The sequence below is a fragment of the Amycolatopsis sp. NPDC104863 genome (genome assembly GCF_055582965.1).
Genome location: NZ_JBVJOW010000002.1, coordinates 822,287 through 837,369, shown reverse-complemented (window position 1 = coordinate 837,369; position 15,083 = coordinate 822,287). Strand labels below are relative to the sequence as shown.

Sequence of the window (15,083 nt, the reverse complement as noted above, 5' to 3'; positions counted from 1 at the left end):
TCAGCTGGCGTCGTTCCGAGGAGCGAAGCGCTTACGGGACCAGGCGGCGAGTGCACTCGCGACCACAACAGCGATTCCGGTTTCGACGATGAGTGCGGCGAACACCATGTGCTTCCTCCTCGGGTTCTCGGGCCGGCGACGCGGCGTCCGGCTGAGCAGTTGTCCGGCGTCCGATCGGAACACCACCCGGTTCATCGCCACGGGAAGCCCCGGTATTTCGTCGGAAACCGACATCGGCGCGGTGATCTGCGCCACGCCGCCGACCTGCGGAAACGGCTAGCGAGTCTGGGTCGGGGTCGGCAGTTGCGTGACTGTTTCGCTCGGGTTCGCCGACGGCGGTGACGACGGCCGCTCCTTGCGGCTCGTGGTCGGCGTCGGCACCGTCGTCTTCTGCGAACGCGGCGGCGGTGTCCGGCCCGGCTGCGCCGCGGGCGGCGCCACCGACGTCGCCGGGACCTCGGTGGTCGGCTGCGGGGCGGGCACGGAGGTGCCGACCGTGGACAGGACCGGGCCGGCGGGCTCGACCGGCTCCGGCGGCCCGGCGCGGTGACCGGCCAGGAAGCCGGCCACCGCCAGGATCACCGCCGTCGCGGTCGAGGTGCCCACGACCGCCACGCGCTTGCGTCGTCGCCGGATCCGGCCACCGCGCTCGATCACGTCGGCGGCCTCGAGGCGCATCGGCGGGGTGTCACCGGCGGCGCCGGTGAGGATCGCGCGGACGTCGTCTTCGGGGTCCATGTTCGTCACCTCCCCTCCGTGGTCACGCTGAAGGACAGCGCTTCGTAGTGCGGGCCGAGCCGGTTGCGCAGCGTTGCCAGGCCGCGGGAGGCCTGGCTCTTCACCGTGCCGGTGCTGCAGCCGAGGGCCTGCGCCGTCTCCTCGACGCTCAGGTCCTCGAAGTACCGCAGCACCAGCACGGCGCGCTGCTTGGGGCCCAGCACGGCCAGCGCCTGCCGGACCAGCATGTCCTGGTCGCTCCCGGCCGGCTCCGCCGGGAGCTCCGGCGGCGTGTCGGTGAGCCGCTCCCGCTTCCACCTGCTGCGCCGGTGCTCGGCGAGGAACGTGCGCAGCACGACCTTGCGGGCGTAGGCGTCCAAGGCGTCGTGGCGCGACAGCCTCGGCCAGGCGAGGTACAGCTTCAGCAGCGCGGCCTGCGTGAGGTCCTCGGCCTGGTGCCAGTCACCGCAGAGCAGGAAGGCCGTGGACCGCAGGCTGTGCGCGCGCTCGCCGAAGTACCGGGCGAACTCGCCGTCCCACGGCGAGCCCGGCCCGGTCGACGGACGGGAGCGGGAGATCACCTGGTTACCGGGTCACCCCGATGGCCGGCAGGTGCAGGTCACCGGTCGGGCCGGCGGGCACGGCACGCGGGACGCGCTGCGGACGGGCGGAGGGCGCCTTCGTCGCCTCACGCGGCGGCGCGGGCACGGCGGTCGGCGCCTGGGTCGGCTTGCGGCTGGTGGTCGGCTCCGCGGACGGCGGCGCGGAGGGCCGGGTGGTCGCGGTCGGGGCCGGCGGCTGCGCCTCCGAAGCCAGCGCGATGCCACCGGTCAGGGCGCCACCGGCGAGCACGAGCGCGCCGAGGGACAGGGCGATGCGGATACGCAAGACAGCTCCTCATTCTCGCGGGCGCGGCGGGGACCGTCGCGCCTCTGCCCTTAGTCATGCCGTGGGTGATCACCGGGGTTGCATCGGATTCCGGCCGATCTTGAAGACGTTCGGAGCGGGTGCGGAGTTGCGGCGGTGCCGCGGTTCGGTGCGGGCCGCGGGCCCGTGGTCCGGAAACACGAACGGCCGGAAAGTCCGCGTGGGACTTCCCGGCCGCCCGGTGTTCGTGGAAGGTCTCAGCCGGCGAGGGCCGACAGCTTCTGCCAGCTCGCCCAGTCGTACGTCCAGTCGCTGTAGTCGCCGTCCTTGGCCGTCAGCGTCTGCGTGCTGCCGGTGATCTCCACCGGGTCGCCCGTGAGCACGCCGTCGTAGTACTCCTTGGCCCGCGCCGGCGAGAGGTTCAGGCAGCCGTGCGAGATGTTCTTCTTGCCCTGCGCCCAGACCGACGCCGCGAGGCCGTGGATGAACTCGCCGTTGTTGGAGATCCGGACCGCCCACGGCACCACGACGTTCTCGTAGTGGTACTTCGGGTTGCTCATCGCGTACGTCGCCTGCTTGCCCATCACGACGTGCGTGCCGCTGTGCGTGACGCGGCCCGGGTCGGAGTCGAGGCCGTAGCTCACCGGGTAGTCGGCGATCTGCTGGCCGTCGCGGATCACCTGCATCGTGTGCTGCGTGGTGTTGCCCTTGACGATCTGCGAGCGCCCGATCGCGAAGCTCGCCGAGACGTCCTGCTTGCCATACACGCCTTCGCCGATCTTGACGCCGTAGATCTTGGCGTTGACCTTCACCTGCGTGTTGGGCTTGAAGTACTCCTTCGGCCGCCAGTGCACCGAAGTGTCGCCGTTCAGCCAGGCCCAGGAGCCCTCGGTCTTCGGCGTCGTCTCGACCGACAGCGCCTTCTCGACGGAAGCCTTGTCGGTGACGCGGCTCGGGAAGGTCAGCGCGATCGGCATCGCGATGCCGTACGTCTGGCCGTCACCGACGTTCAGGCTCGCCTGCATCTGCCGCTTCGGCTTGACGGTGGTGAACGCGCCGCCGATGGGCACGTTCTTGCCGTCGGCGCCCTGCGCCTGCCCGGTCCACGTGTAGGTCTTGCCGTAGCCGAGCTGCTCGGTGGTGCTCCAGCTCTTCTTGTCCGCCGACGTCTGGCCCTGGACCTGCTTGCCGTCCGGGTTGGTCAGCGTGACCGAGACGATCGTGCCGCTGTCGACCTTGACCCCGACCGGTTCGCCCGGCGCCACGTCCTGCGCGCCGCCGGCCGGCGTCACCGTCAGCTTCGCCGGCTGCGCGGTGGGCGCGGGCGGCTGCGTCGGGCCCCCGCCCGACGTCCCGCTCGCCGACACCGTCGGTTCACTGCTGCACGCCCCCAGCGTGAGCACGGCGACCAAGCCCAGTGCCACAGCCGCGCCCCGGCGCCGCGTGGAAGTCCTCACCGTCACACCTATTCCCCTTTGCCCCTTTGGTGCTTCCCCTCATCGAGACGTCCCGTGGACCGGCGACGTTGAGCAAGAGTCGCGTGACGAAGGTCACAGTGGTCCCGGAGAGCTCTTACCGAGGGGGCACGGGCGACTCCGAGCCGTATCCGGTGATCACGGTGTCGCTGTGCTGCGCAAGACTATCCGGTGGGTCCGACAGAACGTGGTGGGGAGCCCTACGACGTTCCGGTGACCTTGGCCCGGACCGGCATTTTTGGGCTCGATCACGGGGTTCAACTTTGGCCAGATCCCGGTAGTCTGCTTGCAGGCCGTCGTTTTGCGTGTTCGTGGCTTCACACTCGCGGAACTTCTGACGCGAGCCATGGAGCCGACACGCTCTTGACTCGTCTCGTTGGAACCGCCCGGGACGGCCGGGGTGCCGCTTCGGTGGCATTCGAAGCGGATCTGTGTAACGAGGAGAACAGCGGTGGCGCAAGGCACTGTGAAGTGGTTCAACGCGGAGAAGGGCTTCGGCTTCATCGCGCAGGACGGCGGCGAAGGCGACGTTTTCGTTCACTACTCGGAGATCGAGGGCCGCGGCTTCCGCACCCTCGAGGAGAACCAGCGGGTGGAGTTCGAGGTCGGCCAGGGTCAGAAGGGCCCCCAGGCCCAGAAGGTCCGCGCGATCTGACAAACAGGCCCTCTGCGTTGTCTAAGGCCTGAGCGAAGGGCCCCCGGCGAGCTTGTTCGCCGGGGGCCCTTTCTCGTGCGTGCTGGAGGTCAGCGTCGCCCGGCGACCGGCGCGTCGAAGGCGTCGGCGGGGAAGTGGAACTCATCGGTGAGCTCGGTGAGCTCGCCGGCCTGAACCTGCCGCTGGTCCTGCAGCGAGGAGGCCTGGCCCTCCCAGTTGAGCCGCTCCAGGATCCACTCCTGGGCGAGCGCCTGGGGCGAGATGTCCCGGGCCTCGGCAATGTCCTTCAGCTGCTGGCTGGCAATGAGGCTCATCCGCAGCTGGAAGACCTGCGCTTCACCGAAGCGCTTGCCGGTCCCGGTGCTTTCGTTGTCGGCATCCGGCGCCAAAGCGGCCAGATACGAGGTGAGTTCCTTGTCCTCGACAACACCATCGTCCGCAGGCTTCGCGGCACCACGATGGCGTCCGGAGGACGCGGCTTTGAGGTTCGTCCGGCTGCTCAAGCGGCCAAGGGAGGGAAGAGGCACGCTGGCCACGATAACGGTTAGGTCTCACCACACAAACCACTGTGAGCCACAACACGCCGCCAACCATCCCCAATCAGCCCAACCCCACCCCAAACGGCCCAACCCCCAAACACACCCAGCAACCTGTCACCAACCCAACGAGTCGATCACAGCAAAACGACACAAGAGCAAGGGCGCGCAGCGCCCGAAGCGCAACCACCAAAACCAGCGAGGGCGCGCCAGCGCCCAAGGCGTAACCACGCTGGAAGCCGAGCAGGAGGCACCGTGGGGGGTCCGGGGGGCTCGGCCCCCCGGGTCAGCACACCGGAATGAATGGACCCACGAAGGGCGTCAGCCCGAGGGGGTCCGAGAAATGGAGGACCCCCGCGCCAGGGGGAGGAACGCGGGGGTCGGAGGGGATCTCCACAGGCGCTGACCGGGGGTGTGTCAGCACTTCGATTGTTGCACGAGTTGGCTGGTTGGGCGAGTGGAGAGCGGGAAATTTCCGCTCCGGGTGTCACTTCGGGGCGGGGTGACCGTCGTTCGGGTGGTGTTCTTCTCCGTGGTTGCCGATTGCGCTGCGTTGAGCGGAGCGTGGCCTCAGGTTCACTCTCCGGGGGGCTGTGTGTGGCGCCCGGCGCTGGTTAGCCTCGCGGCCAAGTTGTTGTGAGCCGTATGGAGGGGCTATGAGCGGGTCTGTTGAAGTGCGGCAGTTCCTCCTTCGGTACGAAGGTGCCGATGGGGGGAGTGCTCCGTTCGCCGGGGGGTTGCCGGCGCAGCGAAGCGGGGCTGCCGACGCGCAGCGGGTGTCGGACGACCAGGTGCGGCGGGCTCGGCTGGCGGTGGCGAACGGCGCGCTGGGGGTCGAGGACTGTGCGCAGCTGCTGGAGATGCTGGGGCTGAACGTGGACGAGGACGGGCAGGCGCCCGTCCAGCGTTAGGCGGGGTGGGCCCGGCGGGCAGGGTGGCTGCCGCCGGGCTCTTCCGGTGATGTTCGTGCAGGTTGTGGCCGTTTCCGGTCGATGATTCCCCTCGTGGTCCGCCTTGCTTGACGCTAGTTTCGTAACACTGTTACGGTAGCGGCGTCGAAAGGGGCGGTCATGACGACGATCGAAGGCGCAGCGGGGCTGGCGAGCCGCGTGAGGCCGGTGGTGCAGGTGCTGGGCGGCCGGTTCATGACGTCGCCGGAGCTCGCGGCGGTCGAGGCGGAGGCCGGGCTGCCGGCGCGTTCGCTGTACGTGCGGGGGCGCTCGGCGGTGCTCGGCGACGTCCCGCCGAAGGTGGCCGCGGAGCTGTTCGGGATCTTCCCGCACTGGCTGTTCGAGTTCGTCTTGCCGCCCGCGACGGCGGCCCTCGACGCACCTGCCGCCGTCGCCGCCTACACGGAGTCATCGGCGCGGTGGTCACGCGTCCACCTTTCGGCCGTACCGGAGTCCGGCCGTCTGGCGGACCTGCTGTTCCGGGTAGTCGACACCGCGGACGCGAGCGGGCTGGCGCTCCTCGCCGGCTGGAAGAACGCCGAACGCCCCGAGGGTGACGCCGAACGGCTCGGGTTCGCGCTGATGGTCTTCCGCGAGCTGCGCGGCGGCCTGCACTTCGCGGCGTTGCGGGCGCTGGGGCTGTCCGTGCCGGAGGCGGTGGTCGCGGACCCGGAGGGCGGCCGCGCGCGGCTCCTGCGGACGGCGTGGCCGGCGGAGGCGGCCGACGAGCTGATCGCGTCGGCGGCGCGCAAGCCGGACCTGCTCGACCGGTGGCGGCGAGCCGAGGCGCTCACCGACGAGCGCGTCGGCGAGCTGTTGGCCGTGGCGCTGACGGAGTCGGAGCAGGCCGAGCTGGCGCGCCGGGTGGCGGACTTGGCGGCGTTTGCGCAGGTCCCCGGGGTGCCGGAGGCTTAAGGAACCCCCGGTGCAAAGCGGTGGTGGCGTGCCCTATGCTTGTAATCGCTCCCGGGGGGACCTGAGAGCGCGGTCGGTCGGTCACCCGAAACCGGCCGGGCTCCCATCGTCCAGCGGCCTAGGACTCCGCCCTTTCAAGGCGGCAACGCGGGTTCGAATCCCGTTGGGAGTACGCAGTACAGTAGTTCAAGCAAGGCCCTGTGGCGCAGTTGGTTAGCGCGTCGCCCTGTCACGGCGAAGGTCGCGGGTTCGAGTCCCGTCAGGGTCGCAAGATCGTTCGGCTCCTTGCCGGCGTTCCCGGCCAGGTAGCTCAGTTGGTACGAGCGTCCGCCTGAAAAGCGGAAGGTCGCCGGTTCGACCCCGGCCCTGGCCACCGCTACGAAAACCACCCCGATCCCTCGGGGTGGTTTTTTCTTGTACCGGGCAGGATTCTCCGCGTGAACCCTTGGGACGCCGAAGCCGAGACCTTCGATGACCAACCCGACCACGGCCTCCGCGACCCGCGGGTGCGCGCGGCGTGGACAGACCTCCTCCTCCCGCTGATGCCCCCGGAACCGGCGGCGATCGTCGACCTCGGGTGTGGGACCGGGAGCCTGGCCGTTCTGCTCGCCCGGGCGGGCCATGACGTCTGCGGCATCGACCTCTCCGCCGCGATGCTCGACGTCGCCCGCCGGAAAGCCGAGGCGGCCGGGGTGCGTCTTGACCTCCGGCAGGGTGATGCCGCCGATCCGGCGGGTTCCTACGACGTTGTCCTCGCGCGGCACGTTCTGTGGGCCCTGCCCGATCCCGCCGCGGCCCTGGGGCGCTGGCTGGGGCTGCTCAAGCCGGGCGGCCGGCTGGTTCTCGTCGAAGGCCGGTGGTTCACCGGGGCCGGGATCCCTGCTGCGGAGTGCGAGCGGCTCGTCCGGGAGCGGCGGGAAGAGGCGACGGTCTCGCTGCTGGACGACCCGGCGTTGTGGGGCGGGCCGATCGAGGACGAGCGATACCTCCTGGTCAGCCGCCGCTGAGGTGCGCGAAGATCCAGGCATGTACTGCCTGGAAGCGGTCGTCGCCGCCGAAGGCGTGCTTCGGGAGGTGGCTGGGTCGCAGCCCGAAGCCGACATCGTCCCGCTCGGCGCGCACCTCTCGCTTCTGCTGATGACCGACGAGTTCTTCGACGCCGTCACCGTGACCGGCGCAGGTGAGCTCGCCGGCTTCTGGAAAGCGCCCGCCGGATTCGGGGCCGTGCTCGCGGCCGCCTCCCGGGGTGGGCCCGTCGCCTACGTCGAGGCCGACTACTTCGGCGGTGTCGGCACCCAGTGCGCGCAGGTGTGGAGTGGCGGGTCCACCACGCTCGGGCCCCTCCGGCTCGAAGCGGGAGAGCGGCCCGCCGGCACCAGCCCGATCTCCCAGGCGCTGCGGGCACTCGGTGTCGCCCAAGGAGAACACTTCGACGAGTTCGACGCCGTCGGGCTGGGGCGGCACCGGGCGACCGAGGACTGGGGCACTAGGCCGAAGGAGTGAAGCCGAAATCCCCGTGTCCGGAAGTCCGGACGGGCTCCGACCACCGGGTGAAAGGCAGCCCAACCAGGGCCGCCACCCATCCAAGGGGACCGACATGCGCTACCTCCTCACGCTCCACATGAACCCCACCCTCTGGGCCACCCTCACCGACGACCAGAAGAACGGCGTCTACGCGGGCCACGGCGACTTCACCAAGCTGGTCACGGAGTCCGGCGAGATGGTCGAGACCAAGGCGCTCGCCGAGCCCGGTGAGTCGAAGACCGTCCAGGTCAAGAACGGCGTGCCGCAGGCCAAGGACGGCGTCTACGTCGAGGCGGAATCCTTCTTCTGCGGCTACTACGTCGTCGACGTCGAGAGCGAGGAACGCGCCGTCGAGCTGGCCGGGAAGATCCCCGACGCGCAGTACACCGCCGTCGAGGTGCGGAAGGTCGTGCACGAAGGTTGACCTCGATCTTGGTCGAGGTTGCATCCTCGATCCATGAGCGCTGAATGGGCGATTGACGCCGTTGACCTCGACGCCTACCTCGAGCGGGTCGGGCTGGAGCGACGCCCGCCGTCGGTGGCGGCTCTCGAAGACCTCGTGCGGGCGCACGTCCGGGCCATTCCCTTCGAGAACGTCGACGTTGTTCTCCGGCAGCACCAAGGGATTTCGCTCGACGTCGTGAACGCCAAGCTCGTCGGGCGGCGGCGGGGCGGCTACTGCTACGAACAGAGTGGCCTCTTCGCCGCCGTCCTCGAGCGGCTCGGGTACGCCGTGCACCGGCTCGCCGCGCGGGTGCAGCCGCGGCGGCCCGGGCCCTACACGCACATGACGCTGGTCGTCGACGTTGCCGGGCAACAGTTTCTGGCCGACGTCGGGTTCGGCGCCGGGATCCTCGCCCCCATGCCGCTGATCGACGGCCACGAGGTCGACCAGGCCGGCTGGCCGCACCGGCTGCGGCACCGCGACGGCTGGTGGACGCTGCAGAAGGGCGACGAAGACCTGCTCGAGTTCCGGCTCACCGAGATGCACCCCATCGACTACGAGGTCTACCACCACTACACCTCGACCCACCCGAAGTCGCCGTTCACCGGACGGCTGGTGATCATGACGCTCGAACCCGGGACCAGCCGCAAGCTGCTCGGCCGCGAGCTGACCGTCGAAAAGCTCGACGGCACCAGCGAAACCACGGAAATCGCGCCGGAAGAGCTCGACACCACCCTCAAGGACTTCGGCATCGAGCTGACCGCCGACGAGCTCGCCCGGCTCGAAGCGCTCTACTGACTCCCGAACAGCTCGTCCGCCGGAACCGGGTGGCCGAGGTGGTAACCCTGCGCCTGGTCACAGCCGAGCGCCCGCAGCAGCTCGAGCTGCTCGGCGGACTCGACCCCCTCGGCGATCACCGTCAGGTCGACGGCGTGGGCCATCGCGATGATGCTCGTGACGATCGCCTCCGCGTCCCGTGACTCGGCGATGCCGGTGATGAACGAACGGTCGATCTTCAGCGTGTCCAGCGTCAGCCGCCGCAGCTGGGCGAGGGACGAATAGCCGGTGCCGAAGTCGTCGATCGCCAGCAGCACCCCCAGCGACCGCAGGGACGCCAGCACTTCCGCGGCGGCCTCCTGGTCGCGCATCAACGCGCTTTCGGTGACCTCCAGGCAGAGCGCGCCGGCCGGCAGCCCGGTGCTCGCGAGCGCGTCCTGGACCGCGGGCACCAGGTGCGGGTCGTCGAGCTGCCGCGTCGACAGGTTGACCTTCAACGTCAGGTTCAGGCCCTGGCCGGTGCGCCGCGCGGCGAGCTCGCGGGTGGTCGCGCGGAGCATCGCCTTGCCGATCACGTTGATCAGGTCGCTCTCCTCGGCGAGCGGGATGAACTCCGCGGGCGAGATCGCGCCGTGCCGGGGGTGCGTCCAGCGCAGCAGCGCCTCGACCGCGACCATCTCGCCGGTCCGCAGGTCGACGACCGGCTGGTAGGCGGGCCAGAGCTGGCCGTCCTGCACCGCGTCGCGCAGGTCCTGCTCCATCCGCAACCGCCGCTGCATCCGCTCGCGCAGGCCGACGTCGAAGAAGTGGTGCCGGCCCCGGCCGAGCGTCTTCGCCTGGTACATCGCGACGTCCGCGTCCCGCAGCAGGTCCTCGGCGCTGCGCCGGTCCGCCTCGCCGACGAGCACCACGCCGATGCTGGCGTCGAGGTGCAGCTGCCGCCCGAGCACGCCGATCGGCTCGGCCAGCGCGGCCCGCAGATGCTCGGCCAGCGCGCGGACCTCGCCGGTCTCGGTGACCTCACCGGTGACCACGACGAACTCGTCGCCGCCGAGCCGGCCGACCAGGTCGTCACGCCCGGAGCAGCGGCGCAGCCGCTCGCCGACGATCCGCAGCACCTGGTCGCCGACCGAGTGCCCGAGCGAGTCGTTGATGACCTTGAACTTGTCCAGGTCGAGGAACAACACCGTGACGGCGCCGCGCTCGCGGACGGCGAGCCGGTCGAGCACCAGGGTCCGGTTCGCCAGCCGGGTCAGTGGGTCGTGGGTGGCGTCGTGGGCCAGCTGCGCGCTGATCGCGCGGGTCTCGGTGATGTCGGTGAACGACGTGACGACGGCCAGCGCCGCCGGGTCGTCCGGGTTGAGCAGCCGCGACGTCAGCGAGACCCAGACGTCGCGGCCGTCGGGCCGGCGCAGGCGCACGACCAGGCCGTTGTGCGAGACGCCGGTCCGCCGCGTCTGCACCGACGGCGTCTCGTCCGGCGGGATCCAGTGCCCGGACTCGGTGAACAGCACCAGCGTGTGGCACGGGACGCCGATCAGCTCGGCTTCGGTGACCCCGAGGATCCGGCACGCGGCCGGGTTCGCCGCCTCGATGAGCCCGCCCGGGCCCATCACCAGCACGCCTTCGTCGAGGGACGCGACGACCGTGCGGTAGTTCTGCTCGGCGCGCCGGCGCGCGGTTTCGTCGGCGCAGACGAGCACGTAACCGTCGTTCATCTCAGCTGCCGAAACGCGGACCGCCAGGGGCGCGCCGTCACGCCGCCGGTGCACCGCCTCCACGACCCCGCCGCCGCGCCGGATGGCCGGCAGGTCCAGCGGCGCGCCGACCAGCTCGCTCGCGCGCCGTCCGACGGCTTCGGCCGCGGTCCAGCCGTACACCGCCTCGGCGGCCGGGTTCCAGCTGGTCACGACCCCTTCGCCGGTGGTCGCCACCAGGGCGTCACTGACGTGTGACACCAGCGCGGCCTGGTAGCGCAGCGCGTCGGCCGCCGCCTTCTTCGCGGTGATGTCCCGCATGACGACCTGGAAGGCGTGCGGCTTGCCGAGGCGCACCAGGACCGTCTCCACGGCGAACTTGCTCCCGTCGAGCCGGGACATCAGCGCTTCGACGGGCTCACTCGCCTGACCCGCGACGGTCAGCTGCGCGAGCTTCTCCACCAGCGCGGCGCGGGCGTCTTCGGCGACGAAGTCGCTGAACCGGCGTCCGACGACTTCAGCGGCGGAGCGCGCCGCGAACGTCTCGAGGGCCGCGCGGTTCGCGTAGGTGAGGACGCCGTCTTCGTGGACGCAGATCGCGTCGGGACTCAACTCGACCAGTTCGGCGAGCGAGTCGGCCTCCATGAGCGTCCATCCCCCATGCTCCTCGGCTGTGGCCCGTCGATTACACCACCGACTCCGGCTTGTGCATACCCGCCGGAATCCGGGCCCGGCCTGCGGATGGGCCGCGCAGCCGCGGCCCCCAGAACAGCAGCCCGAAGTGCGCGGCGAAGGCGTGTCCGAGCAACGTGACGACCGAGTCGAGGCCGGTCGGGTCGTCGCCGAGCCAGATCACCGCGATGAACGCCTCCAGCACGGCCAGCGCCGCCAGCCGCGCCCGGCCGCGAAGCAGGAAGACGAGCGCGCCGGCCGTGGTGAAGAAGCCGTAGCTGACGCCGATGTCGAGCCAGTGCCCCGCCGAGCTCGGCAGGACGTGCGTGCTGATCAGCGCCATCACCGGCAGCTCGGTGACAAGCGTGGCCAGCACGTGCCCGGAGAAGAACACGGTGGCCGCGCGGCGGGCGCCGAACCGGCGTTCCAGCGGGGCGACGGCGATCGCGAAGATCACCACGTAGGCGAGCCAGCCTTCGTCCGAGAGCCAGATCGCGCTGGTCAGCAGCGAGGTGAGCGGCCGCCGCCAGAGGTTGTGGGCGTCGGTGCTCGACAGCCGCAGCAGCCGGTCGGTCAACGCCGGGTCGGCGAACCGGAGCAGCAGCGTGGTGCCGAGGAGGAGGACGAGGTAGCCGAAGGTGAAGGGGGTCGCCTTCGGGTTCGGGACGAAGCGCGCCCACCGCCGGACGACCGCTGTCCGCGGGACCGGCCGGGCGGCTTTCAGCAGCATGGACCGAGCCTCGCTGGTCATGCTGGGAGTATCACGAAAGCCAGCTGTGAAAACGCTGTGGATTGTCACTCACGGTCAGATTCGACGTTACGTGACGAATTTTTGCCCCTACCTCACACGTTCGGGTGCTTTGTGCGGTAAAAATACGGCCACGATGTCGGCCGAAAGGCCTTTCGGGAAGGTCTTTCGGGGTGAACGACGAGGTATCGGTCGCCGAGCTGCTCGTCCGCGAGGGCTGGGGCGACCGCGACGCACCGGCTCAGTCGCGGTGGCGCGTGCTCGCGGTGATGCTCGCCGTGGTGATGGGCTGCGGCGCCGCCGCGGTGCTGGTCGCCTTCGGCGGTGGCAAGGAAAGCCAGGACGCGTCCCCCGTCGACCAGATCCAGGTCATCCCGTTCCCGCAGCGCACCACCGGCCTCGGCGGCGCGGACCAGGCCACCGACTCCCCGCCGGAGGGCGGCACCGGTGGCGGCGACGTCGTCCCCGGCGTCGGCGTGCCCCGGGAGACCGTCACCGAGGTGCCGGGCACCGACCCGGCCACCGAGAGCAGCGCCGACACCACGACGCCGACCACCACGCCCACCAGCGGTGGCCCGGCGACCACGAGCACCCCGCCCTCGACGCCCCCGCCGAGTCACGGCCACAACCCGCCGCCGCCCACCAAGACGTCGACCTGCCTGCTCGTCATCTGCTGGTGATCAGGCCAGTTTCTCCGCGAGGTCGCTGAAGTCCGACGTGTTCCAGCGCTCGGGCCGCATCACGATCGCGATGTTGCTCCCGTGGGTGTCGTCGGTCGCGTCCGTGTAGGCCTCGCTGACACCCGGGGGCAGGTAGCGGGCCGCCATCTCGTGCCGCTCCGCCTTGGTCATCGGCCACGTCTTCACCACCGGACCCTCGACCGAGACGTACTTGTAGACGCCGTCCTGCTGCTGGACGCACAGCGCGAACCGGCCGGCCTCCTCGATCAGCCGGGTCTTCCGCAGCCCGGGCGACGTCATGACGACGACGTCCCCGCCCGGCTCGTAGCGGTACCAGATCGGCGTGGTCAGCGGCGCCCGGCCGGGTTCGGCCGTCACGCTGAGGACGCCCACCTGCGGTTGGGCGAGGAACGCTTCACGCTCGTCCCGGGTCATCTTGCGCGCCATCTCGAGTCTCCTTAAAGCAATCCTGTTTGACTTAAGGCTACGCAGACTCCGGTCGCTAAGGCAAGTGTGATTGCTTTAAGCTGGCCGCATGACCCGACCCGGCGGCCGCAGCGCCCGTGTCCGCGACGCGGTGCACGACGCCGTCGTCGAGCTGCTCGCGGCGGGGGAGATCGACGCGGCCATCCCGAAGATCGCCGAGCGGGCCGGGGTCAACCCGACCAGCATCTACCGGCGCTGGGGCAGCCGGGACAGCCTGCTGCTCGACGCCGCCGTCACCCGGTTGCGCATGACGTCGCCGATCCCGGACACCGGCGCCCTGCGGGGTGACCTGCTCGGCTGGGCCGAGGGGGTCGAAGCCGCGATGCGCGACCGGCACGGCCAGATCCTGCTGCGCGCGCTCGTCGCGACCCTGGCGCCCGGCGCGGAACCGCTCGAATACCTCCAGGCGCGCGGGGACGACCTGCAGCGGATGCTCGACGCGGCCGCGTCGCGGGGTGAGCCCGTGCCGTCGGTCGAGGAGGTGCTCGACTTCGTGCTGGCCCCGCTCTACCTGCGGGTGCTGTTCCGGCTCCCGGTCGAGCCGGGCACCGGCGCCCGGCTCGTCGAACGGCTGCTCACGGCGCTTCCAGTAGATCCGGCTCCGCGCGCCGGCCGAGGTGGTTGAACAGCAGGTTCAGCACGAACGCCAGCACCGCCGCCACCGTGATCGAGCTGCCGCAGATCGTCTGCAGCCACGCGGGGAAGTGCTGGAAGAAGTCCGGCGCGAACGCCGGCAGCAGCCCGACGCCGAGCGCCACCGCGACGATGAAGGTGTTGTGGTTGCCCGAAAACTCCACCGTGCGGAGGTTCTGCGCGCCCACCACGGCGACCATCGCGAACATCACCACCGCGACCCCGCCGACCACCGGCTGCGGGATGGCCGCGATGAACGCGCCGATCTTCGGCACCAGCCCCATCAGCACCAGGATCCCGCCGGTCACCGCGACCACCCAGCGGCTGCGCACCCCGGTCATCCGCACCAGCCCGACGTTCTGCGCGAACGCCGTGTCGGGGAAGGAGTTCATCACCCCGCCGAGCACGGCCGAGAAGCCGTCGGTGGCCAGGCCGCGCGCGAGGTCGGAGTCGGTCGGCGGCCGTCCGGTGATCTCGCCGACGGCGATCATGTCGGCGGTCGACTCGGTGAACGTCACCAGCATGACCACGCACATCGACAGGATCGCCGCGACCGGGAACGTCGGCGCGCCGAAGTGGAACGGCGCCGCGAGCCCGAACCAGCTCGCCGCGCCGAGGCCGTCCCAGTGCACGAGCCCCATCGGGATCGCGGCCACGAGGCCGATCGCGAGCGCGAGCAGCGGCCCGATCTGGTTGGCGAACCCGCGCAGCACCCGCGTGAACAGCACCAGCAGGGCGAGGACGCCGAACGCGAGCAGGATGTGCGACGGCGCCGCGTAGTCCGCCGCACCGGGGTCGTTGCCCGCGATCAGGCCCGCGCCCGGGCCGAGCAGCGAGACGCCGATGACCAGCAGCAGCGTCCCGGTGACCAGCGGCGGGAAGAACCGGATCAGCTTCGCGAACGGCTTCGCGATGAGCAGCCCGAACACACCGGAGGCGATCATCGCGCCGTAGACCGCGGACAGGCCGTACTGCGAGGCGATCAGGATCATCGGGTTGACGACGGTGAACGTCGCGCCCGCGACCACCGGCAGCCGGATCCCGAGGATCTTGCCGATGCCGATCGCCTGGATCATCGTGGCGATCCCCGCGACGAACAGGTCGGCGTTGACCAGCAGCCCGACCGTCGCCGCGTCCAGCTTCAGCGCGCTGCCGACGATCAGCGGCACCGCGACCGCGCCGGCGTACATGATCGACATGTGCTGCAGGCCGAGCAGCACGAGCCGCCCGGCGGGCAGGCCCTGGTCGACGGGGTGCACCGCGGGTTCCGTCATGATCAAGCCCCTTCCTCGCGGCACAGCCAACG

The 15,083-nt window shown here is 70.5% G+C and carries 19 protein-coding genes and 3 tRNA genes; 12 read left to right on the top strand and 10 right to left on the bottom strand.

Annotation, left to right across the window (positions count from 1 at the left end):
• From ACZ63J_RS13610 to ACZ63J_RS13590, 5 genes are all read right to left on the bottom strand, one after another.
• Entirely contained in the window at positions 1–255 is a 255-nt protein-coding gene (locus tag ACZ63J_RS13610) for a hypothetical protein (protein WP_465341813.1), read from the bottom strand.
• 21 nt (positions 256–276) lie between these two features.
• The gene (locus tag ACZ63J_RS13605; protein WP_465400746.1) at positions 277–738 is read right to left on the bottom strand and encodes a hypothetical protein; all 462 of its coding nucleotides are present in this window, start codon (positions 736–738) and stop codon (positions 277–279) included.
• A gap of 5 nt (positions 739–743) precedes the next feature.
• Positions 744–1,298, bottom strand: a complete 555-nt coding sequence (locus ACZ63J_RS13600) for a SigE family RNA polymerase sigma factor (protein WP_465313751.1) — start codon at positions 1,296–1,298, stop codon at positions 744–746.
• A gap of 4 nt (positions 1,299–1,302) precedes the next feature.
• A complete protein-coding gene (locus ACZ63J_RS13595; protein ID WP_465341817.1) occupies positions 1,303–1,605 on the bottom strand; it encodes a hypothetical protein in 303 nt (100 codons plus the stop codon).
• 236 nt (positions 1,606–1,841) lie between these two features.
• A complete protein-coding gene (locus ACZ63J_RS13590; RefSeq protein WP_465400745.1) occupies positions 1,842–3,047 on the bottom strand; it encodes a L,D-transpeptidase in 1,206 nt (401 codons plus the stop codon).
• Positions 3,048–3,510: 463 nt separating this feature from the next.
• On the opposite strand from ACZ63J_RS13590, the gene ACZ63J_RS13585 reads away from it, so the two are divergent.
• On the top strand, positions 3,511–3,714 hold the full coding sequence (locus ACZ63J_RS13585) for a cold-shock protein (RefSeq protein WP_003097368.1): 204 nt from the start codon (positions 3,511–3,513) through the stop codon (positions 3,712–3,714).
• Between the two features lie 89 nt (positions 3,715–3,803).
• Here ACZ63J_RS13585 and ACZ63J_RS13580 read toward each other — a convergent pair whose 3' ends face one another.
• The gene (locus ACZ63J_RS13580) at positions 3,804–4,241 is read right to left on the bottom strand and encodes a hypothetical protein (RefSeq protein ID WP_465313754.1); all 438 of its coding nucleotides are present in this window, start codon (positions 4,239–4,241) and stop codon (positions 3,804–3,806) included.
• Positions 4,242–4,906: 665 nt separating this feature from the next.
• Here ACZ63J_RS13580 and ACZ63J_RS13575 point away from each other — a divergent pair.
• The 9 genes from ACZ63J_RS13575 (at position 4,907) to ACZ63J_RS13535 (ending at position 8,882) form a co-directional block, all read left to right on the top strand.
• Complete coding sequence (locus tag ACZ63J_RS13575) at positions 4,907–5,161, top strand: hypothetical protein (RefSeq protein ID WP_465313755.1); 255 nt, start codon at positions 4,907–4,909, stop codon at positions 5,159–5,161.
• 159 nt (positions 5,162–5,320) lie between these two features.
• The gene (locus ACZ63J_RS13570; RefSeq protein WP_465439469.1) at positions 5,321–6,115 is read left to right on the top strand and encodes an SCO6745 family protein; all 795 of its coding nucleotides are present in this window, start codon (positions 5,321–5,323) and stop codon (positions 6,113–6,115) included.
• Between the two features lie 99 nt (positions 6,116–6,214).
• A tRNA-Glu gene (locus ACZ63J_RS13565) sits at positions 6,215–6,287 on the top strand.
• 22 nt (positions 6,288–6,309) lie between these two features.
• Positions 6,310–6,383 (top strand) — tRNA-Asp (locus ACZ63J_RS13560).
• Positions 6,384–6,414: 31 nt separating this feature from the next.
• Positions 6,415–6,488: transfer RNA gene (locus ACZ63J_RS13555), tRNA-Phe, on the top strand.
• Positions 6,489–6,552: 64 nt separating this feature from the next.
• Positions 6,553–7,122 (top strand): class I SAM-dependent methyltransferase, encoded by a 570-nt coding sequence (locus ACZ63J_RS13550; protein ID WP_465400743.1) that lies wholly within the window; start codon positions 6,553–6,555, stop codon positions 7,120–7,122.
• 19 nt (positions 7,123–7,141) lie between these two features.
• The gene (locus tag ACZ63J_RS13545; protein ID WP_465400742.1) at positions 7,142–7,618 is read left to right on the top strand and encodes a hypothetical protein; all 477 of its coding nucleotides are present in this window, start codon (positions 7,142–7,144) and stop codon (positions 7,616–7,618) included.
• 94 nt (positions 7,619–7,712) lie between these two features.
• Positions 7,713–8,063: a YciI family protein gene (locus ACZ63J_RS13540; protein ID WP_465400741.1), complete on the top strand. Its 351-nt coding sequence runs from the start codon at positions 7,713–7,715 to the stop codon at positions 8,061–8,063.
• Between the two features lie 33 nt (positions 8,064–8,096).
• Entirely contained in the window at positions 8,097–8,882 is a 786-nt protein-coding gene (locus ACZ63J_RS13535) for an arylamine N-acetyltransferase family protein (protein WP_465400740.1), read from the top strand.
• Here the strand turns inward: ACZ63J_RS13535 and ACZ63J_RS13530 are convergent.
• A complete protein-coding gene (locus tag ACZ63J_RS13530; protein ID WP_465400739.1) occupies positions 8,876–11,203 on the bottom strand; it encodes a sensor domain-containing protein in 2,328 nt (775 codons plus the stop codon). The two genes, ACZ63J_RS13535 and ACZ63J_RS13530, sit on opposite strands and share 7 nt — an antisense overlap.
• Before the next feature lie 40 nt (positions 11,204–11,243).
• Positions 11,244–11,981, bottom strand: a complete 738-nt coding sequence (locus tag ACZ63J_RS13525) for a rhomboid-like protein (protein ID WP_465400738.1) — start codon at positions 11,979–11,981, stop codon at positions 11,244–11,246.
• Between the two features lie 170 nt (positions 11,982–12,151).
• Between ACZ63J_RS13525 and ACZ63J_RS13520 the strand changes: the two genes are divergently transcribed.
• Entirely contained in the window at positions 12,152–12,658 is a 507-nt protein-coding gene (locus ACZ63J_RS13520; RefSeq protein WP_465400737.1) for a hypothetical protein, read from the top strand.
• Here ACZ63J_RS13520 and ACZ63J_RS13515 read toward each other — a convergent pair whose 3' ends face one another.
• Positions 12,659–13,105, bottom strand: a complete 447-nt coding sequence (locus tag ACZ63J_RS13515) for a pyridoxamine 5'-phosphate oxidase family protein (RefSeq protein ID WP_465400736.1) — start codon at positions 13,103–13,105, stop codon at positions 12,659–12,661. It lies immediately after the preceding gene.
• A gap of 88 nt (positions 13,106–13,193) precedes the next feature.
• On the opposite strand from ACZ63J_RS13515, the gene ACZ63J_RS13510 reads away from it, so the two are divergent.
• Complete coding sequence (locus ACZ63J_RS13510; protein ID WP_465400735.1) at positions 13,194–13,769, top strand: TetR/AcrR family transcriptional regulator; 576 nt, start codon at positions 13,194–13,196, stop codon at positions 13,767–13,769.
• Here ACZ63J_RS13510 and ACZ63J_RS13505 read toward each other — a convergent pair.
• A complete protein-coding gene (locus ACZ63J_RS13505) occupies positions 13,720–15,051 on the bottom strand; it encodes a nucleobase:cation symporter-2 family protein (RefSeq protein WP_465400734.1) in 1,332 nt (443 codons plus the stop codon). The genes ACZ63J_RS13510 and ACZ63J_RS13505 overlap by 50 nt on opposite strands.
• Positions 15,052–15,083 lie beyond the last annotated feature (32 nt).